This is a genomic window from Terriglobus roseus, assembly GCF_900105625.1.
Classification (GTDB): Bacteria; Acidobacteriota; Terriglobia; order Terriglobales; family Acidobacteriaceae; genus Terriglobus; species Terriglobus roseus_B.
The window spans coordinates 2,874,242-2,895,512 of the sequence record NZ_FNSD01000001.1; the positions used below are offsets into that span (position 1 = coordinate 2,874,242).

At 60.3% G+C, this 21,271-nt stretch carries 14 protein-coding genes; 3 read left to right on the forward strand and 11 right to left on the reverse strand.

Annotated features, from left to right (window positions below; genetic code table 11):
• Nucleotides 1–66: 66 nt before the first annotated feature.
• The 3 genes from BLW03_RS11815 to BLW03_RS11825 all read right to left on the reverse strand — a co-directional run bounded on the left by BLW03_RS11815 (nt 67) and on the right by BLW03_RS11825 (nt 4,441).
• On the reverse strand, nt 67–2,046 hold the full coding sequence (locus tag BLW03_RS11815; protein WP_074654269.1) for an outer membrane protein assembly factor BamB family protein: 1,980 nt from the start codon (nt 2,044–2,046) through the stop codon (nt 67–69).
• A 185-nt stretch (nt 2,047–2,231) separates the two neighbouring features.
• Nucleotides 2,232–3,641 (reverse strand): aldehyde dehydrogenase family protein, encoded by a 1,410-nt coding sequence (locus BLW03_RS11820; protein WP_074654270.1) that lies wholly within the window; start codon nt 3,639–3,641, stop codon nt 2,232–2,234.
• A 29-nt stretch (nt 3,642–3,670) separates the two neighbouring features.
• The gene (locus BLW03_RS11825) at nt 3,671–4,441 is read right to left on the reverse strand and encodes a citryl-CoA lyase (protein ID WP_074654271.1); all 771 of its coding nucleotides are present in this window, start codon (nt 4,439–4,441) and stop codon (nt 3,671–3,673) included.
• Nucleotides 4,442–4,725: 284 nt separating this feature from the next.
• Between BLW03_RS11825 and BLW03_RS11830 the strand changes: the two genes are divergently transcribed.
• Nucleotides 4,726–6,057, forward strand: a complete 1,332-nt coding sequence (locus BLW03_RS11830; RefSeq protein WP_244502056.1) for an MFS transporter — start codon at nt 4,726–4,728, stop codon at nt 6,055–6,057.
• A gap of 83 nt (nt 6,058–6,140) precedes the next feature.
• Here the strand turns inward: BLW03_RS11830 and BLW03_RS11835 are convergent, their stop codons facing one another.
• The gene (locus tag BLW03_RS11835) at nt 6,141–7,946 is read right to left on the reverse strand and encodes a thiamine pyrophosphate-binding protein (RefSeq protein WP_212733188.1); all 1,806 of its coding nucleotides are present in this window, start codon (nt 7,944–7,946) and stop codon (nt 6,141–6,143) included.
• A gap of 122 nt (nt 7,947–8,068) precedes the next feature.
• Here BLW03_RS11835 and BLW03_RS11840 point away from each other — a divergent pair, with 122 nt between their 5' ends.
• Nucleotides 8,069–9,814: a tetratricopeptide repeat protein gene (locus BLW03_RS11840; RefSeq protein WP_074654272.1), complete on the forward strand. Its 1,746-nt coding sequence runs from the start codon at nt 8,069–8,071 to the stop codon at nt 9,812–9,814.
• Here BLW03_RS11840 and BLW03_RS11845 read toward each other — a convergent pair.
• From BLW03_RS11845 to BLW03_RS11870, 6 genes are all read right to left on the reverse strand, one after another.
• A complete protein-coding gene (locus BLW03_RS11845) occupies nt 9,806–10,717 on the reverse strand; it encodes a ThuA domain-containing protein (protein WP_074655967.1) in 912 nt (303 codons plus the stop codon). The genes BLW03_RS11840 and BLW03_RS11845 overlap by 9 nt on opposite strands.
• A gap of 145 nt (nt 10,718–10,862) precedes the next feature.
• The gene (locus BLW03_RS11850; protein ID WP_074654273.1) at nt 10,863–11,273 is read right to left on the reverse strand and encodes a hypothetical protein; all 411 of its coding nucleotides are present in this window, start codon (nt 11,271–11,273) and stop codon (nt 10,863–10,865) included.
• 308 nt (nt 11,274–11,581) lie between these two features.
• A complete protein-coding gene (locus tag BLW03_RS11855) occupies nt 11,582–13,987 on the reverse strand; it encodes an Orn/Lys/Arg family decarboxylase (protein WP_074654274.1) in 2,406 nt (801 codons plus the stop codon).
• A gap of 371 nt (nt 13,988–14,358) precedes the next feature.
• Nucleotides 14,359–17,196: a UPF0182 family protein gene (locus BLW03_RS11860; RefSeq protein ID WP_074654275.1), complete on the reverse strand. Its 2,838-nt coding sequence runs from the start codon at nt 17,194–17,196 to the stop codon at nt 14,359–14,361.
• A gap of 153 nt (nt 17,197–17,349) precedes the next feature.
• Nucleotides 17,350–17,769 (reverse strand): hypothetical protein, encoded by a 420-nt coding sequence (locus BLW03_RS11865; protein WP_074654276.1) that lies wholly within the window; start codon nt 17,767–17,769, stop codon nt 17,350–17,352.
• Nucleotides 17,770–17,960: 191 nt separating this feature from the next.
• Nucleotides 17,961–18,719 (reverse strand): SDR family NAD(P)-dependent oxidoreductase, encoded by a 759-nt coding sequence (locus BLW03_RS11870; RefSeq protein WP_074654277.1) that lies wholly within the window; start codon nt 18,717–18,719, stop codon nt 17,961–17,963.
• 100 nt (nt 18,720–18,819) lie between these two features.
• Here BLW03_RS11870 and BLW03_RS11875 point away from each other — a divergent pair, with 100 nt between their 5' ends.
• Nucleotides 18,820–20,061, forward strand: coding sequence for an SGNH/GDSL hydrolase family protein (locus BLW03_RS11875; RefSeq protein WP_074654278.1), 1,242 nt, complete (start codon nt 18,820–18,822; stop codon nt 20,059–20,061).
• Here the strand turns inward: BLW03_RS11875 and manD are convergent, their stop codons facing one another.
• The gene (manD, locus tag BLW03_RS11880; RefSeq protein WP_074654279.1) at nt 20,062–21,270 is read right to left on the reverse strand and encodes a D-mannonate dehydratase ManD; all 1,209 of its coding nucleotides are present in this window, start codon (nt 21,268–21,270) and stop codon (nt 20,062–20,064) included.
• Between the last annotated feature and the right edge of the window lies 1 nt (nt 21,271).

The window sequence follows — 21,271 nt, forward strand, 5'->3', positions numbered from 1 at the left end:
AAACCCGCTCATGACGAGAGCCCGTCATGAGCGGGGGACGCGCATCTTCTTACATTGCGCAGTGCATTACTTCGATTTCACCATCTTCGCGGGTGCCCTGGTCACGGCACCCTTCGGAAGAGCGAAGGCCACCACAGCATCTGCAACAGGGTCACGCAGGAAGCCACCTCCGGCCGCAGATACTACTACATACTGCCGCCCATCCTTCCCGAGGTAAGTGGCGGGCACAGAGTGCGCGGGCGCGTCGACCTTCACGGACCAAAGTTCTCTGCCAGTTTTCGAATCAAAGGCGCGGAACTTCCCATCAACTGTTGCGCCGATGAAGATCAGTCCGCCAGCGGTGTTGATACCACCGCCAAGGTTCGGTGTACCGGTCTTCAGACCCTTCGCCTCAAGCTCATCAAATGCACCCAGCGTCGAACGCCACGCGATGTTGCCGGTGTTCACATTCACAGCAACCAGCTCACCCCACGGCGGTGGAGCACACGAGTAGCGCGTATCCGCCTGCCAGAAGCGCTGCCCTTCAGGCGTCATCTTGCTGTACTGCTGCGCACCCGGCTTGGGAGCCTGGGCACGATCGGCAAACTCCTGATCGCTCGCGGGCTGACCGCCAACCGGAGGCGTCCCCGATGCTTGAGGCGTCCCAGAAGGTTGAGGCGGAGCACCAGCGCCTCGCGGCGGACCACCAGGACCACCCGCGCCCGGTGCGCGTCCGAAGCGACCGCCACCAAGCCCAATGTGCCCCCACTGGCCGGCGTTCATGACATTTGTGTAGACCAGCCCAAGCTGCGGGTTATAGGAAACACCATTCCAGTTACCGCCACCCACCGCGCCCGGAAACTCGACGACATCCTGATTCAGCAGCCATGCATTGAAAGGTTTCGCATCCTGCAGTTTGTACTTCTGCCACAGGCCTTCGCAGTAAGTGGTCAGGCTGCCGGTGATATTCTTCGGCAGTTCATCATGCGTCATGCTGATGCGGGCGATCGGTTCCGGCTTGATAGGGAACGGCTGTGTTGGCGACGACTTTTCGCCCGGCACGTTGCTCTGCGGGACCGGCCGCTCTTCCATGCCAAAGATCGGCGTTCCATCACGCCGGTCGAAGAAGTACATCAGACCGGTCTTGCCCATGTGGACGACCGCGGGAATCGTTTTGCCCTTCTGCTTCACCTCAACCAGCGCCGGTGCGGCCGCAGAATCGAAGTCCCACAGGTCATGGTGCACCAACTGGCGAAACCACTTCAACTTGCCCGTGTTCGCGTCCAGCGCTACCAGCGAGGTGCCATAGAGGGTGTCTCCCGGGCGTGTGACACCCACATAGTCCGGCGACGGTGGCGCCGTTGGCACGAAAGCGATCCCGAGCTTCTCATCGACCGTGATGTAGCCCCACACGTTGACACCGCCTGTGGTCTTCCACGCATCGTTCTCCCATGTCTCGTGGCCCGGTTCACCGGGCTGCGGAACCAGGTTAAAGCTCCACACCATCTTCCCGGTCTTCGCATCCCACGCGCGCACAAACTTGTCCATGGTGGGCAGAATCAACATGCCCTTATAAATCGCAGGCGGTGAAGTCATCTTCGTCTTGATATCGACATAGCCGCCATCGCCAAACTCCGGCACGGGCTTGCCTGTCTTAATATCCAACGCCACGATGCGGCCACCACTGACAGCCCCGATGATGCGAGGCGCCGTTGTCTTATCACCCGGCCAGTACGTCACACCACGGGTAGTCGTATCGGTCGCAGCAAACTTCCAGATCTGATCGCCCGTCACTGCATCCACGGCGAAGTAACCGTTGGGCGAAGAAAGATAGACGACCGAATCCATAACGACGGGCGTCACTTCATTCTGAGAATCGCCGCCTGTGTGAAATGTCCACGCACGCTCAAGCTTCGACACGTTCGATGCGTTGATCTGATTCAGCGTGGAGAAGCGACTCGACCCCTGGTCCTGGCCGTACGAAGCCCAATTGGCCTGTGCCCCGGCAGACAACGTACTGAGGCAAACGGCGGCGGTCCCAATGCTTACGAGATATCGGCTTTCCATGTCTCTCTTTCAATCCGGCGATTCAGGCGCCAACGCGTCTGTCCAAGGAAGCGCCTCAGGATATAGGGCGGACTGGAGCGCGCGCGACCCTGTAACCGTAACGGCACGGAGCCGCATTGAGCTCCCTCAGCGCTAACAAAGCGACCCGTGGCGATGTCACCCGGGCCGCCGGTTTGGTCACAGTGTTAGTAAGTCTGCGAGTTGTAAAAGTCGCCGAAGATCTCCTGATCGGATGGGCGATCTTCCGCGATGGGACGGCTGACCCACGTGGTCTGCATGTAGTGCTTCAGAACCACGTTCTCGTTGGTGATGTTGCCACCCCAGATACCGCAGCCCATGCTCGACGTCATCGCCAGACCGTTGTTGAACGAGCCCGAGTTTGCGCGCGACTGCGGCTGCCGTACGGTAATGCGGCTGACCGGCGCCATGCGTGCCAGCTCGTCGATGTGTGCGTCGTTGAACGAGTAGATACCTACTGAGTGGCCGCGTCCGCCGACCTTGTAAATCTCGGTCACCATATTCAGCGCATTCTCCCAGCCGTTGTACTTGAAGATCGCCAGCACCGACGAAAGCTTCTCGCTGCAGAAGGGAAACTCCTTGCCGATGTTGGTCTCCGGCACGATAAGGAAGCGCTTGCCTGCCGGGATCGAGAAGCCCGCCAGTTCCGCGATTACTCCCGCGCCGCGTGCGATGGTGGGCGCAGTGCGGTGGCGTTCGTCATCCCACATCACGGCCTGTAGCTTGACCTTCTCTTCCGGCGAGACGACGTAGCCACCTTCATCCTGCAGACATTGCAGCACGCGGTCATAGACCGTGGCCTCGACAACGAGGTTGCCGTCGGATGAGCAGCCGGAGCCATTGTCATGCGCCTTACTGATGCGAGTATTCCTCGCAGCCTCCTCGGGAATCGTCGTCTCATCGAAGACCATGGTGGCGTTCCCGGCTCCGACGCCATAAGCAGGCTTACCGGAACTGTAGGCCGCCTTCACCATCGCTGGACCGCCAGTTGCGACGGTCATGTCGCAGGACGCCATGAGTTCGTTGGCGACGGGGATGCTCGGCTTCTCGATGACCTGGAAAACATCCTCCGGCACGCCCTCGCGCTTCAGGACTTCGCGCATGATGTTGACGGTTTCGATGGTGGTGTTTTTCGCTGCAGGATGCGGTGCAAAGATGGCGACGTTCTTCGCCTTGATGGTGAAGATGCCTGTCACGATCTCGGTCAGCGCGGCGTTGGTCACTGGCACGAGCGCGGCGATGACACCGACGGGCTTGGCGTACTTGACGATGCCTTTTTCTGGAATCTCTTCGATGATGCCCATGCTCTTCTGCCGGAGAACATCGCGCAGAACACCGACGACCTTGGTGCGTTTACCGGGGCGTGTTTCGCGGTCGCCCAGGCCGCTCTCGTCGATGCTCTTGTTCGAGAGGCGTGTGAAGGTCGTCTCATTCGCGACGGCCCAGCCAAGCGCCTGGCACAGCCGGTCAACCTTTGCCTGGTCGTAGTCCTTGATGGCGTCCAGCGCGACCTTCGCCCTAGTGACCATCTCTGCAATCTGTTCTTTCTGCTCTTCGGTAATTACCTTCGGTGCCATTTCCTGCTCCTGACTGCGGTAGATCTTTGTTACGGCAATTCGCGTGGTGCGGGACCGTCGTAGGTGACCGGCACCTTGATGCGCATGGCCTTCTCCCGCCGAAGCTCTTCCGCCACTTCCGCGCTCAAGCCTGCGGTACGGCCGATGATGAAGATGAGGCGGCCCATCAAGGGCGGGAAGCCTAGATCGAAGAGGATGGCGGCGAGCACGCCGTCGATGTTGATGGGAAGCGGCTTGACCTTGGCGGCAACGGCGGCTTCAAGTGCCAGCATGAACTTCACGCCGTCCCCGGAGAGGCCGTAGCTCTCCGCCATGCCAAACAGCACTGCCTTACGCGGATCGCTGGTGTGCTGGCGGTGCCCCATCCCCGCCACGCGAGCACCACGAGCGCGGTAGTTGTCGACGAGTTTCTCTGCGGCAACTTCGAGCGAGATGTCTTCGGACTTCGCAATGCCTACACCTTCGGCAATGACCTCCATGCACTCCATACCCGCGCCGCCGTGCTGATCGCCTATGGCGAGGATCCCTGCGGCGATGGCAGAGGAGACGGAGCCGCGATTGCCCGAGCAGGCGAGTCGCGCGGTTGCGGCGGAGGGAGACCCCGGGCCGTGGTCAGCGGACGAGATCAGGATGGCATCGAGCAACTTGCCCTCTTCCTTGCTGGGCATGCGGCCCGCGTGCAGCAGGAAGATGGTTTCTGCGAAGGTCGCCCTCTGCATCAGGTCGCCAATGGCGTAGCCGCCGACCCAGATGTTCTTCTCGTCGTATGTCGTAATGCCTGTTCGCCAGGGCTCTGTCATGCGGTCTCCAACCTGTCTTGCACGTTCCGCGATTCCCACTTACCTGGCAGCCCGGACTGTGCGGCCGTAGAGCAGGTGACTAAGCGTAAAGCGAATCGACCAGGCACAAAAAACTTGATGCCAAGGTTAGCAGCGCGATCTGCTCAACAGGCGGCTTCTACCGTGACGATACCGTTCCTCGCTTGCTGGAGATTTTGGGGTGGTGCTACGGTTGGTGGCACTCTGGGAGCCCTGCAGGTACGGCGGCTCTCGACTCAAAAGCGACCAGCAGAAACGACGGGATTTTGATCGTACAGAAGCCGACACACGCATCCCCCGCGGCCCCGGACAGCGCAGGCCGTAGTCACCCGCCCGCCCTGCTCTCGTGGTCGATTTGGGCCCTCGCTGCAACCTTTTATCTTTCTGGTTTCTACCAGCGCGTATCGCCCGCTGTTATGACGGACGAGCTGATGCGCACCTTCTCCATCGGTGCCGCAAGCCTTGGGAACCTGTCGGCTTTCTATTACTACTCGTACCTTGCAATGCAGATCCCCACGGGCATCCTGATCGATTCGTGGGGCGCACGCAAACTTCTCATCAGCGGTTCGATCGCTGCGGCGGTAGGGACCATGCTGTTTGCGTCTACGGATAACTTTGCGCTGGCATGCCTTGGCCGGCTGATCATTGGTGCGGCGTCTGCGGTGGGTTGGGTCACACTGCTGACGCTGGCGACGCACTGGTTTCCGGCAAAGCGTTTCGCCATGCTGTCCGGCCTGGGCCTGCTCTTCGGCAACCTGGGTGCGCTGTTCGCGCAGGTGCCGCTACGCCTGGCCATTCAGAGCTTCGGGTGGCGGCCGGTGGTCTTCGTCTCTGCCATCGTAGTGCTCAGCATTGGCTTGCTCGCCTTCTTCTTCGTGAAGAACGATCCGGTCGATGTGGGCTTCGCGACGTATGCACCCGCTGATGTTCATCGGGGAGACTCGTCCTTCGTGGAACGGCTGAAGGGCTTTGGGCGCATCTTCGGTTTTCGCAATACGTGGCTCATCTTTCTGGCGCAGGGCGGCATCGTCGGTTCGATCCTGTCCTTCACCGGTCTCTGGGGCTCGCCTTATCTCCGCTCCCGATTCGGTCTGCAACAGACCGTGGCCGCAGAAGTTTGCTCCGTCATGATCGTCTGCTGGGCCGTGGCCAGCCCGCTGTGTGGCGCACTGTCCGATCGCATTGGTCGCCGCAAGCCGATCTATGTTGCCGGCGTTGCGACCGCGTTACTCGGCTGGATCGCCATGTTCTACACACCAAACCTGCCGCTTGCCGGCTTCATCGCCATCGCGGCAGTGACCAGCGTCGCCAGCGGCTCGGTGGTCATCGGGTTCGCTTACGCCAAAGAATCAGTGCCGCCACAGTACCTTGGCTCCATCTCGGGAACGGTGAACATCGGCAATATGATCGGGCCGACACTGCTGACGCCTGCAATCGGCGCGGTACTGGATCGCCACTGGACGGGCCAGCTGATCAAAGGTGCGCACGTCTACGGCGTGCATGCGTACGAGCTCGCCTTCCTGTTGATGATTGGATGGCTCACACTCTCCACGATCCTTCTGAGCCTGACGCGGGAGACCGGCTGCGAGCAGTGCTAGACGGCCCCTGATAACAATGGAAATTAATCAGCGGGGGGGGATACCCCTCCGCCGATTTGTTGCTGTTTGTAAATCACTGCGAGTTACTGACCGTTGCGGTAGATGTCATTGATATTCCAATGTCCGGGCGTCGGTGTGGGTGCATTTTCCATTGGCACCTGGATGACGGTGGGCATGCCGGAGGCAATTGCTTCTTCCAGCGCTGGCCCTAACTCCGCTGCAGATTTAATCGCGACACCCCGGGCACCGTAGGCACGAGCAATGGCGGCGTAATCGACGTGATACGTCTCACCGTTGCACTCGAACAGGCAGCCGAAGCTCCAACCGTAGTGCATCTTCTCAAGTCCTGCGATGGTACCGAAGGCGGAGTTATCCATGACCAGCCAGATGCAGGCGAGGCCGGCTTCCATGGCCGTTGCAACGATGCCCGGATTGCTGCTGAAGGCGCCGTCACCGATCAGCGCAAGTGCTACGCGGTTCGGCTGCGCAAACTTTACGCCGAGGACCGCTGCCGGTCCGAAGCCCATGGTTGCCAGGCCGCTTGGCGTGATGAACGTTCCCGGGACAGGGAAGTCAAACTGTTGCGCGACACCGTTCTTGTTCCAGCCCACGTCCGTGACGATGAAGCCATCTTCGGGGACAGCCTTGCGTAGCTCTGCGAGGATCCGCTCCGGTCGCAACGGAAACTGGTTAGATGTCCATTCATCCGCCCACAGGTCACTGAACTCCTTACGTGCCTTCGCGATGCGCTCGCGCATGCCGGGCCGCTCAACGTGCTTGCGACCCTGCGCGGCGCGCGCCAGCTCAGCTAGCGCAACCTTCGCATCGGCAATGACGCCGAGCTCCGTCTGGTAGTTCCGTCCGATCTCGGGAATGTCGATATCGATGTGAATCAGGCGTGGGCTGTCGAAGGTAAATTCAGGCTCCCACGAGCTTGAGTTCGCTTCGGCAAGCCGTGTGCCGACGGCGAGAATCAGGTCGGCCTCGCGGCACATCTCGTTGGAGACGGGGATGCCCCAGAAACCGGTCTGCCCCATCAGCAAAGGGTGTTTCTCGGGCATGCAGGCCTTGCCCATCAGCGTATGCGCCACGGGAAGCTCCAGAGCCTCGGCAAGCGCCTGCAGCTCTTTTGTCGCCTTGGATGAGATGACGCCGCCGCCGGCATAGAGCACGGGGCGCTCTGCCGTTGCGAGTGCATCGAGGATGTACTCGACAGAGTCCGGATCGATCGCCTGCTTGCTCAGGCGTGGTGGCGTCTTGGAGAAGGAGCCTTCCTTCAGATCCGCAGAGAAGATATCCATCGGCACGTCAACCAGCACGGGGCCAGGGCGACCGGACTGCGCAAGGTAGAAGGCACGCTCCACCGCGCGTGGCAGATCTTCCACGCGATCGACGCGATAGACGCGTTTGCAGAAAGGCCGGTAGATCTGGCTTTGATCAGCGTCCGCATGAAGATTCACTTCCTGGTGCGGATGACGGCCGTAGTAGTAAGACGGCACGTCGCCCGCGATGACGACCATCGGCACGGAGTCCAGTGCGGCATTCGCAACGCCGGTGGCGGCATTTGTAAGTCCTGGTCCAAGGTGGCTGAGGACGACACCCACCTTGCCAGAGGCGCGCGCGTAACCGTCTGCCGCGTGTGCCGCCGTCTGCTCGTGGCGCGTGGTAATGAACTTCACTTTCGGATTTTTTCCCAGCGCATCCAGAACTGCGATCACCGTATGTCCGCAGAGTCCGAAGACTACCTCCACACCAAGTAACTCGAGGTAATCGACCAGCTGATAGGCGGCAATGCGGTAACCCTCTTTCGGAGCAGGTGGAACCTTAGTCAAAACATGGCCGTATGGCTTTGCGGGAGCGATCGGGGCGTCGGTAATCGTGGGGATCATAGCGTGATGATTCTAAGGTCGTGGCTATGCCGTAACAACGGTGTAACGGTGGTGGCACGTTCCGAAGCGTAGTTCCTCTTGACGACAGGCGCAGACTGGATAACTTCCATTACTATTGTGCGGTGCCAGCCAAGACCCAAGCCGTGAGAGACAAATCCCCCTTCGATGACGTGGTGCGAAACCAGCTCCAGAAGATCATTGGTAGTAAGTCCTTTCGCCAGGGTGACCGGCTGCAGCGCTTCCTTGGGTTCATCGTGGACGAGTCCCTGGCCGGCCGAGGCGATCAGCTGAAGGAATACCCCATCGGGGTGGATGTTTTTGGCAAGAGCGACAGTTTTGACCCGCGGATGGATCCCATCGTGCGCGTGCAGGCACGGCGTCTTCGCATCCGTCTTCAAACGTATTACCGCGAAGAAGGTCATGCCGACGAGCTGGTCATCGAAATGCCAAAGGGCGGTTACGCGCCCACGTTCCGCCAGGTTGATCCCTCGCCAGTCAAGCATTCGCATCCGCCCGCACTGGTGAGCCGCAACACCGTCGCGATCCGCGCCTTTGAAGACTGCAGCCCGAACGGGACTGAGGGAGCGTTCTGTCGCGGCCTTGCCAGCGAGATCGTGCACGCTCTCTCAAAGATGGATTCCATCGTCGTCATGGATGGTTCCTCGGCGCGTGCTGAGAGCGTTGAGGATGCAGCCGTTCTGATCGGCGGCACGGTGCGCACGGCACAGGGGATGATGCGCATCACCATGCAGATGACCGACACCATGCGTGGCAGCATCCTCTGGTCGGAGTCGATTGATCGGCGCTACGACGACGTTTTTGCTCTTCAGGAAGAAGTGGCCACGACCATCATTCGGGCAGTGATGCCGCAGCTTGTAGGCGCCCCGGCAGGCACGCGATCGAAGGTGGGCAATCTTGCCGCGAACAACATGTACCTGCAGGGCATCTACCAATTTAACCAGCGCACGGAGAGCGGTCTGCGTAAGGCCATGGAGTACTTCGGCAAGGCGGCGGAGGAGGATCCGGGCTTTGCCAAGGCCTACGCGGGCATGTCCGACGCGCAACTACTAATGGCCAACTACGGCGTCGCCGCGCCTACCGAAGTGTGGACCAAGACGGCCGCAAATGCTTCGCACGCCGTGCTGCTTGACGACGAGTCCAGTGAAGCCCATACCTCCCTCGCGCACATCAAGGCTATTCAGGATTGGGACTGGGTTGGCTCGGAGAAAGAATTCCGGAAGGCAATTCGTCTCGATCCGCGAAACCCGGTTGCACACCACTGGTTTGCTATTTCCTGCCTGGTTACGCTTGGCCGGCTGGATGAAGCGTTGCAGGAGATGATGATTGCGCAGAGTCTTGATCCGGTGTCGTCGATCATCTCGCGAGACGTGGCGCAGATTTTTCATTTTCGCCGCGAATACGACCGCGCTCTGGAGCAGTGCGATCACACCATCGAACAGAACCCGCATTTCTCCGCGGCATACTGGACACTGGGTCTGGTGCAGGAGCAACGCGGCGAACTCGAAGAAGCAATCGCCGCCTTCCAGCGCGCGATTGAACTCTCTCCGCCGAGTCCTCGTATCGTCGGTGCGCTGGCGCGGACGTACGCAATCCTGGGCCGCAGGCAGGACGCGTTGCGCCTGCTGAATGACCTGAATGAGTTGTCGAAAAAGCGTTATATCTCGCCCTTCGAACTTGCCCTGATCTACTTCTCACTGGGCCGGATGGATGAAGGGTTTGAGCGGCTCGAACTGGCCTTCCAGCATCGCTGCTTCGAGTTGATCACGCTGCGCATCGACCCGCGTTTCGATGACGTACGCGATGATCCACGGTTTCAGGCCCTGTATGCACAGCTCGGCTTATCGTGAGGTTCCGGCTGCTGCGGGGAATGGTCGCGGTGTGATCTCAGCGTCCGTAAGATGCAGCGCCCAGCGTAGCGCCTCAAAGTACATCTGCTGAATTGCACGGTCATCCCATGTGCTGGGATCGTGCCCCAAAGCTGAGTAATAAACGCGACCTTTGCCATAGGTCTTCGCCCATGCAAGCGGAAAATCCGCATCCTTGTGATGCACCAACGGCATCGTCATATCCAGCTTCGATACATCAAGACGCAGCAGAACATGCACATTGGATCGTGAAAAATCCTTGATCTGGTAGTACTCGTCGATGTGATGGAAGGTGGACGGCAGATTCGTCATGCCGGGGAACTTCGGATCTTCCACGAGCACCGGCGCGTCCGTGATCCCCCACGGGTGCTCGTCGAATCGGCCGCCCAGCATCTGGCCGAACTCTGGCCATGAGAAGAAAGCAGTCGCACCCGCGTGCGCAGCAACAAAGCCTTTGCCGTCCTCATGCACGAAGGCCAGCAGATCCCGCCTCTGCGAAGCGGTCAGATCGATCTCGCGCACGCCAAAAAAGAAGATGGCGTCGAAGTCATTCAGGTTCTTTGAGTACAGCAGGGGCTGCCCGTCGCTCCCCGTGACCTCCCCTTTTGTAATCATGTGTGAGTCGGTGCGGATGAAGGTGTCGTAGGCGCCGGTCTCGTATCCAAGGCGTTCGATGGTCGCGACCGCATGGGAAACCGAGTCATGCTGATAGCCATTGCTGATATCGATCCACGCCAACACCCGCTTGCGATGCGGCTCTGCATTGTTGTGATAGCTCTCATCGCCAACGCTGGCGGAGTTCTTACCCGGGCCCTGGCGGATGCCGTTCTGACTCAAGCCGAGATCGGCCGTACCCTGGCGGCCCGACGGAGATTGTTGTGCCAACGACGTGCATGGCCAGCAGCATGCGAGAAGGAACAGCGCGAGCGACTTCACGAGAAACCTCGCAGGAATGCTAGCGGGTGATGCGTGCCGGGCGCACGTGATTCGAGCGTGAAAACGGTATTGATACCGTCGAGCCCGGAAGCCTTTACCCAACGCTTATTCGACGCTGTACGTCACCAGCCGTGCGGGACCGGCGGTGTTCTCGGTTACGTCGGTTTCGCGCACCATCGCGAAGGACGCGATCGTCGCGGCCCATGGGTACGGAGCGAGCCAGCGATCGCAGGTCAGGATCGACCAGGAACTCTGCGGCGGCCTCCGTTGAATAGATGGAAAGACCACCAGGCATCACCACGTCGTGCTCTGTCTCGGAGTCGAGGATGTGCGTGATCAGTGCGTCGTGCAGTGGGACCGAGCTGTTGCAGTCCTTCTCGGCGGGATGCGTGTTCCAGGACCAGTTACGAGTGCCCGGTTGTTGGCGGTCGCGGATATCGATGAGGTGCTGCGCCGCATCGAGAGCCAGGCTGACGCGCAGGCCGCGCGACAGGTGGAGCTCCACTGATTGTTAAGGCACCAATGCTGACCACGGGCGATTCGCGCAGGTCAGCGAAAGAACTGAATCCTTTCGCGGGATCACGGTCTGCTTGCCTCGCGAGGCGAAGACGCAGAGATCCGCGTGATCGCGATGGCATCAAGAGTGGAACATTCGGTTAAGTGAAGACCGCAGGCGTCGGCAGCGGCGCTTGGCCCTCTGTCGATGCGGACGTCGTGTCTTTGCGGTGCGCGACAACATGGACGGGAGGGTAAAAATCAGAAAGGCCTTCACCCGGTGACGAGTGAAGGCCGTGAAGTATCAAATGGGATTTGTCATTCGGTTGAGTGCCGTACGGGGCGGCTCGGCAGCCGCGAAGCTCCCACGATCGGCTCAGTCAGTGAAGCAGGCGGTGTGTGTGTTGCCTGTTGCCCCTCTTCGATAACGGCGCGCATCCAGTAATTGCCATCGCTATCGACCTCGATGCCATGAACCTCGCGTTCGAAGCCAGGGAAGCGCTTGCCGAACTGCTCCATGGCCAGGATCAGGCGGATAACCGGCGAATCCGGTCCGCCCAGGCGCTCGCCCGGCATGGACATGGGGATGCCCGGCGGGTAGGGAACCAGCATTACGGCGGCAATGCGGCCCGGCATCTCCGTAAAGGGGATGCGCTCGGTCTCGTTGCGCACCAGCTTCTGGTAGGTCTGCGAAGGTGTCAGCACGGGGTCGAAGTCCTCGTCGCAGGCGGCGTTCACCAGCCCCGCGAGATTCAACTCGATCATCGACTCGTGCATCTCGTCGGACAGTTCCTTCAGCGACATGTGGCGATACCGGGCAGGGTACTTCTGCACCAGCTCCGGCAAGGCTTCTTCGAGCGGCGCCTCGGAGTCATACAGCCGCTTGAATTCGAAGAGGTTCTCCAGCAGGCTGCCCCACTTACCCTTGGAAGTGCCGACCGAGAAGAGCACCAGAACCGTGTAGTCGCCGGTGCGGGCAATCTCCACGCGTCGAGAATCCAGGAACTCCGTCAGCACAGCAGCGGGAATGCCCCACTCTTCAATGGTGCCCTTTGCATCCACGCCCGGCGTCAGGATGGTGACCTTGGCCGGGTCCAGCATGCAGTAGTCATCGGGCGAACCTTCGTCCGCATAGCCGTGCCAGTCGTCGCCGGCCTTCAGCGTCCAGCAGCTCGGTTCGGTGGCGAGCAGCTCATCTTCCGCATCTTCAAACAGGATCGACTCGCCGGTGGCGGGATCAATGACGCGTTCGGGCTGGTAGATGCCGAAGAACCAGCGCTCTCCATTTTCCGACTCCGTACGCAGGCGGTGCGCAATGGAGCTCATCGCCTGGCGGAAGCTGATCGCGTCCGCAAGCGTTTCGATCATCAGCGTCGGTCCCGCGGGCTCGTCCATCATGGCCGCGGCCACGTCCAGCGATGCGATCAACGGGTAGAACGGCGAGGTGGTGCCGTGCATCATGAAGGCTTCGTTGAACTGGTCGAAGTCCATCGGCGCACGGTCGCTCAGCTTCACGTGCACCATGGAACCCATGGAGAACGCTGCCAGCATCTTGTGCGTGGACTGCACAGAGAAGATGGTCGGGCGGTCTTCCATATCGCGCGGCACGCCCATGGCGTAACGCTCACGATAAATGGGGTGGAACTTCGCGTAGGCATACCACGCCTCGTCGAAGTGAACACGCGCTACGGAGCCTTTTAGCTCCTCCACCACCTGGTTCACGTTGTAGCAAAGGCCGTCGTAGGTTGAGTTGGTAATGACCGCATAGGTCGGCTGCTGCGAGCGCGCCTCAGGAGAGAACGGGCTGCGTGCAATCAGCTCGCGTACATTCTGCGGTGAGAAGCGCTTCAGCGGCACCAGGCCGATCATGCCGTAGCCGTTGCGCGTCGGCTTGAAGTACACGGGCCGTGCCCCGGTAACAGTCAGCGAGTGGCAGACGGACTTATGGCAGTTCGCATCCGCCAGAACGATATCGTCCTGCGCGATGACGCCGTGTCCCACGATTTGGTTCGATGTGCTCGACCCGCCCAGGACGTAGAACGTCCAGTCCGCGCCGAAGATGCGTGCGGCATTGCGTTCGGAGTCACCCGGAGGCCCGATGTGATCCAGCCACGAACCAAGAGGCGCGGAGGAGATACCGAGATCTGAGCGCAGTAGATTCTCACCGAAGAAGCGATGGAACTCCTGCCCGACGGGGTGCTTCAGGAACGCCACGCCGCCCATGTGGCCAGGCGCGTCCCACGAGTACGCTGACTGGTCGTTGTACTTCAGCAGTTCACGGAAGTAGGGCGGTAGCAACTGTTCGTGATAACGCTCGATGGCGGTGTCGAGACGCGATGCAATGAATGCTGGCGTATCGCCGAAGAGGTGGATGTACTCATGGACCTGCTTGACCACTTCCAGCGGCAGCTCGCTGACCAGCGTGCGGTCGGCGATGAGGAAGATGGGAACCTTCTTGTTGCGATGACGAACGGCACGGATGACATCCAGCGCGGCGCGTTCTTCAAACTGCGAGTTGCTCTCAAGATCCCAGTCCAGCAGGATGGCGGAGTAGCTAGGGTCCGACGTTACAAGCGAACGACCGTCCTCAGGAGAAGTGGTGCGGACCACCTCGTAACCTTCCGCGCCAATCGCCTCGACGAGGCGCTCCATGGCACGGTCTGACACGGAGTCGGTACGACCGACCTCGCTCGCAATTAATAACACCCAACGCTTCTCACCCATTTATCTCTGTGTGCCCTCTCAAGGTGCCCCTGCATCATGGCAAAGGCGACGAACGGTTTATGGTATCGCGTATTGGTTTCCGGCGTGTGACCGGGGATCGAACGGCCTAACGTAGCGTTCCACAAGACGTGTCGCCCCGAGCACCCACAAAAGCGTGTCATCCTGAGCGAAACGAAGCGCAGCGGAGTGCAGTCGAAGGACCTGCATTCCGCTTGCGGCGGCAACAATGCGGTAGGAATCGAGCTTCCCGGTGTCAGAGGAAGTGGGATTCCCCGCAGGTCTTAGCGGCGGCGGAGCGAATGCAGGTCCTTCGACTACGCTGCGCTCCGCTCAGGATGAAAAATGCAGGAACTGAAGAACCAAGTAGCGATCTACCGCTCGCCACCCGCCGTCAACCGGTTCAACACCGCCTTCAACGCATCCAGCTTCGCGCCGGCCTCGCCGAGTTTGCCCTGCGCGGTCAGTCGCTGGTACTCGGCCAGATCCTGAGCGGCCTGCTGAATCTCTGCGTTGCGGTTGGTCGGTGCGCCCGCAACCGGAGAAGCGGACGGAGCCGCTGCAGCACCGCTGGAAGGAGTCGAAGGTTGCGCAGCAACCTGGGTAATGGACGACTCCGTGCCATTGAACAGGCTCGCCAGCGCCGCTTCAAAGGTGGTGCCATAGGCCAGCCGATCCTGTAGCGCAAGCACGACAAGGCGCAGCTCAGGCATGGGGCTGCGGTCGGCCTGCAGATAGATCGACTCGGCATACAGCAGCGCGGTGCCGGTGGGGATCACCAGCAGGTTGCCACGATGTACATGCGATCCCTGCTGGTTCCACAGCGTCAACTGTCCGCTGATCTGCGCGTTCTGGTCGATGCGCGCTTCGATCTGCGACGGACCATCGACCAGACGTGTCTTGGGGAAGTTATAGGCGACGGCCGTACCGTAGTTGGCACCATCGCTGCGGCCTGCGATCCAGCCGATCAGGTTGTTGCGATTGCTCGGTGTGAACGGCAGGATGTTGACGAACTCCATGCCCTTTTCGCCGGGCAGGTTCATCAGTACGTAGTTGGGCTGCATCTCCTGCGAGGATCGCTGGCCCTGGCTGTCGACGGCGGACTCCGTTGCTGGTGTCCAGAGGTCTTCGCGATTGAAGAACGTTGCTGGATCGGTCATGTGGTACAGCCCGTAAGCGTGCGCCTGCAGCTTCAGCAGCGTGTCGGTATAGCGCAGGTGTGCGCGCATGGTTGCGGGCATCGCGGCTGCGGGCTGAAACATACCCGGAAAGGCGTTGCGATACGCGTTAAGGATCGGGTCGGCCTCATCCATCACATAGAAGGAGACGGTGCCGTCATAGGCATCGACCGCGATCTTCACACTGTTGCGCAGATAGTTCACCGGCGTATCGCCCAGCGCGTAGTGGCGCGCGTTGGGATAGGTATCGGCGGAGGTGAAGCCGTCGAGAATCCAGCGCAGCCGGCCATCGTCGCCCACGGTGATGTACGGATCGGGGTCGAGCGAAAGGAACGGTGCGATGTTCATCACACGCTCCTGAATGTTGCGACGCATCAGCAGGCGTGAGTCCGGTGTGACGTCGTCACTGAAGGGCAGCTTCGCTACATCACCCCGCTCCAGCGCAATGATCGTGCGGCGCAGCCAGTTGCCCAGCGCGATACCGCCGGTGCCGGTGTAGCTGGTTAGGCTGTTCGACTGTCCCTGCGGATAGTCGAACTCCTGCTGACGCGTCTTCACGTAGACGTCCGTGTTCGTCATCTCGCCAAAGTAGATCTGCGGACGTGCAACGTTCAGCGATGGCACGGTGCTTTGCACGGGCATGTTGCCCAGCAGCAGAGTCGGCAGGCCCTCCGGCGTGAAGCCGTTCACCGGGTTCATGGTGACGCCGTAACCATGCGTGTAGACAAGGCGCTCGTTGATCCAATTGCGGCTGCTCTCGGGTAGCTTTTCGGTGCTTAACTCACGTGTTGCCAGCATCACCTGGCGCGGGTGGCCGTCCAGGTTGTAGCGATCGATGTCGATACCGGGGAAGTCGTAGTAGGTTCGAATCTCCTGGATCTGACGAAGCGTGTCCTGCAGCGCTTGTGCATCCCACAGCCGGATGTTCTGTAGCGTCGGCTGATAGTTCGAGGCATCGGCGTCAGCGACCGTTGTGCCCGCAGCAAACGGCCGCACTACGATGCTGTCCAGCGCGTAGGCCGTGCGCGTTGCTTCAATGTTGTTGCGGATGTATGGCTGTTCTTTCACAAGCTCGTTCGGCTTGACGATGAACGTGTCGACGGCTGCGCCAGCTACTTGCACGGCAACGTACAACAGCGCTCCAGGGAGGACTGCAGCAAAGACCCATCGCGCACCACTGTTCCGTTTCGCCGCGCTGTACGCGGCAACTGCCGCCCCCAGCAACAAGACCACGGAGACGATGAGCAGGCCGGGCAAACTGACATGTGCATCGGTATAGGTGACGCCGGAGAAGATTGTGTGCTCACCCATTAACAGACTGAAGCGACTAAGCCACACCCGCACCGACAGCGCCACCAGCAAAAAGGCAACGGCCGCATAAATTCCACGCCACGATGTGGTACCGGCGTCGGCGAAGTGAAAATCCTGATGGAAGTCCGGGACCTGCACTGCGCGCTGGCGCGTCATGTGCAGACCTGCGGCGAAGGCCAGGACGAGTGCTGCCATGGCGATCACCCATCCCGCCAGCAGTTGCCACGCGGGCAGCGTCAGCAGATAAAAGTTCAGCGGCCGGCCAAGCACCGGATCCAGTGCGCTCGCACCATGCTGCGCATAGATCCAACGAACAAAGGTAGGCCACTCCTCCGACATGCCGGAGCCCGAGACCCACGCAACAAAGAGCGACAAAGCCAGAACGGTCGGCTTCAGCCAGCGCCCAACGTCGATGCTGAGCGGCTGTCCATTCACCAGCACGGCACGCACCATGCTGGTGCCGTGTCCGCGTCCACGCAGCAACACAAACGTTCCGTAGAGCAACGCAAATGTCAGTGCGAAGAAAGCCAGAAACAGAGCCCACTGCAACATGAGTGTCTTGCGAAAGATCTCTGTAAAGCCGAGCGAGTGGAACCAGAGCGCGTCCACGTAGAAGCTGAGCAGACGGCCGCCACCAAACAGCAGCGCCGCAATGACGGCAACGGCAATCAGCAGCGCGCGCGGTCTGCGCGATGGAGCAGGAATGTCAATGATGTCGGGCATGTGTGCACCTGCACGGGCAGACAGCGATAAGCGCTGTGCCACTCACAAGCATAGAGGCGAAGGGCTGCGCGTGCGTGTCACTCTGACATACAAGGAGCAGGCCCGGTTCCACCACGGAAACCGGGCCCTTGTGCCTTCCTTGTGGGAGACGTGTTACTGCTGCGGAGGAGGTCCACCAGGGCCCATGCCGCCGCCGGGACCGCGTTGCGGACGCGATGCCAGGTAGGTGTCGTACTTGGTCTTCTGATCATCGGTCAGCAGGGCCTTGATCTTAGTCGTCTGCTCGGCGTTGATCGCCATCATCTTCGGACGCATCTCCTGCGGGTCGCCACCGGACGCTCGAAGCTCTGCCATCTTCTTCATCGTGTCGTCCTGGATGGCCTTCACCTGCGGGATCTGTTCCGGCGTGAGGCCGACAGCCGCAGCCATCGCATCGAACTGTGCCTGCCGCTGCTCCGGCGTCATCATGCCGCGACCTCCGCCGCCCTGTGCCATGGCCGGCAGAGTACAAAGCGCTGCACTGCAAAGTGCCACGGCGCTCAGGCGCGTAGCGTTTCTCAGGAAGTTCTTCATCGTCTGTCTCCTTCGTTGCTTCGATACCGAAGCCTGCGCCCCGGCGTGGTGCCTGTACTGAGGAAGACGACGGAGACACTGAGAATGTTTAAGTCATTGCCAGAAAATCTGCGCGGTTACGGTTACAACCGCACGTGGCGGCACATTGCGTGCCTGGCCGGTCGATTTCGCGACGTAGTCCTTACCTTCGACTACTGATTCACGCCGCTCGCCAGGAAGCCACCATCCACTGCAATCACCTGTCCGTTTGTAAAGGATGTCTTTTCGCTCGCAAGATAAACCGCGGTACTGATCAGTTCGTCGGTCGTTCCAAAGCGCGCGAGAGGTGTGCGCATCTGCAACTCCTGCCCGCGCGGGCTGTCGAGAATTCGACTGTTCAGCGCAGTCGGGAAGATGCCCGGCGCAACTGCGTTGACAAGCACCCCATGCTTTGCCCACTCCACGGCAAGTGACCGTGTGAGTGACGCAACCGCAGCCTTGCTCGCGCAGTATGCCGTAACTTCCTGAAAGGCCACAAAGCTTGAGAGTGATGCGATGTTAATGATCCGGCCGTACCCCTGCGTAATCATCTGTCCGCCAAAGACCTGGCAGGCGCGCAGTGTGCCGTGCAGGTTTACATTGAGGATCGCGTTCCACGTCTCTTCTGAAACTTCGAGTGTCGGCTCGCGCTTTGTAATGCCCGCGGCATTCACCAGAATGTCGACGCGGCCGAAGACTGCAAGCGCGCCTTCCAGTAGAGACTGTAGCGATCGACGCTGGAGGACATCGGACACGATCTCCATCGACTCACGCCCAAGCGATCGGATCTCTGCGGTTGTCTCAGCAACGGCCGCGTCCGAGCGTGACGTCGCGATGACATTCGCACCGGCACGCGCCAGGCCAAGCGCCAGTGCCTTGCCAATACCGGATGTGCCACCGATCACTACGGCCTTGCGGCCCGCTAACTCCATACCGCCGACTCCTCCTCAGGACGCGCAATCCCGTTGACGTTTCTTCCCGAGCAACTTTATTCTTTGCTCCGAAGAAAGTACAAGCCCTCAGGAGCATTGGATGCGCGTCCGGTCTCTCTTTATTTCGATTGCAGCACTGCTGTCGGCGCTGGGCTCCTACGCTCAAATCGTGAAGCCACCGCAGTGGGTGGGTAGCTGGGCCGCTTCACAACAAATTCCCACGGATATGAACATTGCACCTAAGGGGCAGCTTGAGGCCGCAACACTCCGGCAGATCGTCCATCTCTCACTGGGCGGCGAGGAGATTCGGCTGCGTCTGTCGAACGTCTTTGGCACATCGTCGTTGGGGTTGATGTCCGTCCATGTAGCGCGGCCGGTCTCAGCCTCCGGCGCCGTCATCGATTTTGCAACAGACCGTGTGGTCACCTTCGATCGTGGTCACACGAGCGTCATCATCCCCTCTGGCGCTGAGTATCTTTCAGACCCGGTTCCGTTCCACGCAGCCGCGCTGTCAGACATTGCCATTACGATCACCTACGACCAGGAGCCAGCGACCCAGACGGCGCATCCGGGGTCACGTTCGACGTCGTACGTATTACACGGTGTCGACGCATCGACCGCAGAGATGGAAGGCGCCGCACACTTCGACCGCTGGTACCAGATCGCCGGCGTCGATGTACCTGCACCGACGGGTGCAGCAAGCATCGTGACGTTTGGCGACTCGATCACCGACGGCCACGGCGCTACAACAAACGGCAATGACCGCTGGCCGGATGATCTTGCAGTCCGCCTGCAGTCCGACCCGGCATTGCGCAATCTTGGCGTACTAAACGCCGGGCTCGGCGGCAACCGCGTGCTGGTGGATGGCTCGGGCCCAAATGCGCTGGCTCGCTTCTCGCGCGACGTGCTGGTGCAGCCGGGCGCCAAGTATGTTGTGGTCTTCGAGGGCGTGAACGACCTGGGCATGACTGCTCGCCTGCAAGAATTCTCACCTCGCGCGCACGATGCGCTGGTTGCATCGATCCTCGGCGCATATCAGCAGATGATCGACCTAGCGCACGACCGCGGTCTGCGGATCTACGGCGCCACCATCACGCCGTTTCTCGGCTTCGACTTCTACCATCCCAATGCCGCGAACGAAGCCGACCGGCAGAAGATCAATGCCTGGATACGCGCGGCAGGCCACTTCGATGCAGTGATTGACTTCGACAAAGTCATCGCCGATCCAGCGGATCCCACGCGACTGTTGCCGAAGTTCGACAGCGGAGATCATCTGCATCCGTCGGCGTCTGGCTTTCATGCGATGGCAGATAGTATTTCGCTCGATCTATTTCGCAGGTAACTACCAATCCGTTACGGTGCCATCCAATAACCGTGCAGTCGGCAGGTACGCTCGCTGGTACGGATAATTCGCAGCCAGTGTTTCATCAATTTCCACGCCAAGGCCCGGCTCATCGCCCGGATGCATGTAGCCCGCCTCAAAGCGGTAGGCATGCGGGAAGACCTCGTCCGTCAATGCCGTGTGCGGCATGTGTTCCTGAATGCCGAAGTTATGGATCGCCAGTCCAAGGTGCAGCGCTGCTGCCATCGTCACCGGCGATAGATCGGTCGCACCGTGGAAGCCTGTCTTCACGTGGTACAGCGCAGCGAAGTCTGCAGCCTTCTTCAACGGTGTGATGCCACCACCATGCACAACAGTCATGCGTAAATAGTCGATCCACTGGTTGCGAATGAGTTCGTGCGCGTCGTAGATGGAGTTGAATACCTCTCCGACCGCAAGGGGTGTGGTTGTGTGCTGACGTATGAGTTGAAAGCCTTCCTGCAACTCTGCGGGTACAGGGTCTTCCATCCAGAACAGGTCGTGGGGTTCAAGCTCTTTGCCCAGGCGCGCGGCCTGTATCGGCGTCAGTCGATGATGCACATCGTGCAGCAGATGAACATCGGGCCCAACACTCGCTCGTACGGCTTCCATCAGTTTCGGCGCAAAGCGAAGATAGCGCTCGCTGGACCAGACACTTTCGCTCGGCAGCCCACGCTCCGCCGGCTCATACGGCTTGCCTGCCTTCGGGACACCGTAGCTCGATGCGATGCCCGGTACACCCGCCTGTGCGCGAACCGCGAGATAACCTTCGGACAAGTGCTTCTGCACGGAGTCGACGGCCTCCGCGATGTCCGCACCATTGGCGTGTGTGTAGACCATGCAGCCCTGCCGGCTGGCGCCTCCCAGCAGGTTGTAGACAGGCGTATTCAGAGCCTTGCCCTTGATATCCCACAGCGCCATATCAACTGCTGCAATGGCGGCCATGGTGACGGGCCCGCGGCGCCAGTAAGCACCCCGATATAGAAACTGCCAGGTGTCCTCGATCATGGAGGCATCACGGCCGATGAGGCATGGCGCCACGTGCTCCTGCAGGTAGCTTGCAACGGCTAACTCACGGCCATTCAGCGTGGCGTCGCCCAGGCCGTAGATACCCTCGTCGGTATCGATGCGCAGCGTGACGAAGTTGCGATCGGGAGAGCAGATGATTAGGCGAGCGCCAATGATCTTCATA

Coding starts and splice junctions, on each gene's coding strand:
- BLW03_RS11815 (WP_074654269.1), bottom strand. CDS start 2,046: ATGGAAAGCCGATATCTCGTAAGCATTGGGACCGCCGCCGTTTGCCTC.
- BLW03_RS11820 (WP_074654270.1), bottom strand. CDS start 3,641: ATGGCACCGAAGGTAATTACCGAAGAGCAGAAAGAACAGATTGCAGAG.
- BLW03_RS11825 (WP_074654271.1), bottom strand. CDS start 4,441: ATGACAGAGCCCTGGCGAACAGGCATTACGACATACGACGAGAAGAAC.
- BLW03_RS11835 (WP_212733188.1), bottom strand. CDS start 7,946: ATGATCCCCACGATTACCGACGCCCCGATCGCTCCCGCAAAGCCATAC.
- BLW03_RS11855 (WP_074654274.1), bottom strand. CDS start 13,987: ATGGGTGAGAAGCGTTGGGTGTTATTAATTGCGAGCGAGGTCGGTCGT.
- BLW03_RS11860 (WP_074654275.1), bottom strand. CDS start 17,196: ATGCCCGACATCATTGACATTCCTGCTCCATCGCGCAGACCGCGCGCG.
- BLW03_RS11865 (WP_074654276.1), bottom strand. CDS start 17,769: ATGAAGAACTTCCTGAGAAACGCTACGCGCCTGAGCGCCGTGGCACTT.
- BLW03_RS11870 (WP_074654277.1), bottom strand. CDS start 18,719: ATGGAGTTAGCGGGCCGCAAGGCCGTAGTGATCGGTGGCACATCCGGT.
- BLW03_RS11875 (WP_074654278.1), top strand. CDS start 18,820: ATGCGCGTCCGGTCTCTCTTTATTTCGATTGCAGCACTGCTGTCGGCG.
- manD (WP_074654279.1), bottom strand. CDS start 21,270: ATGAAGATCATTGGCGCTCGCCTAATCATCTGCTCTCCCGATCGCAAC.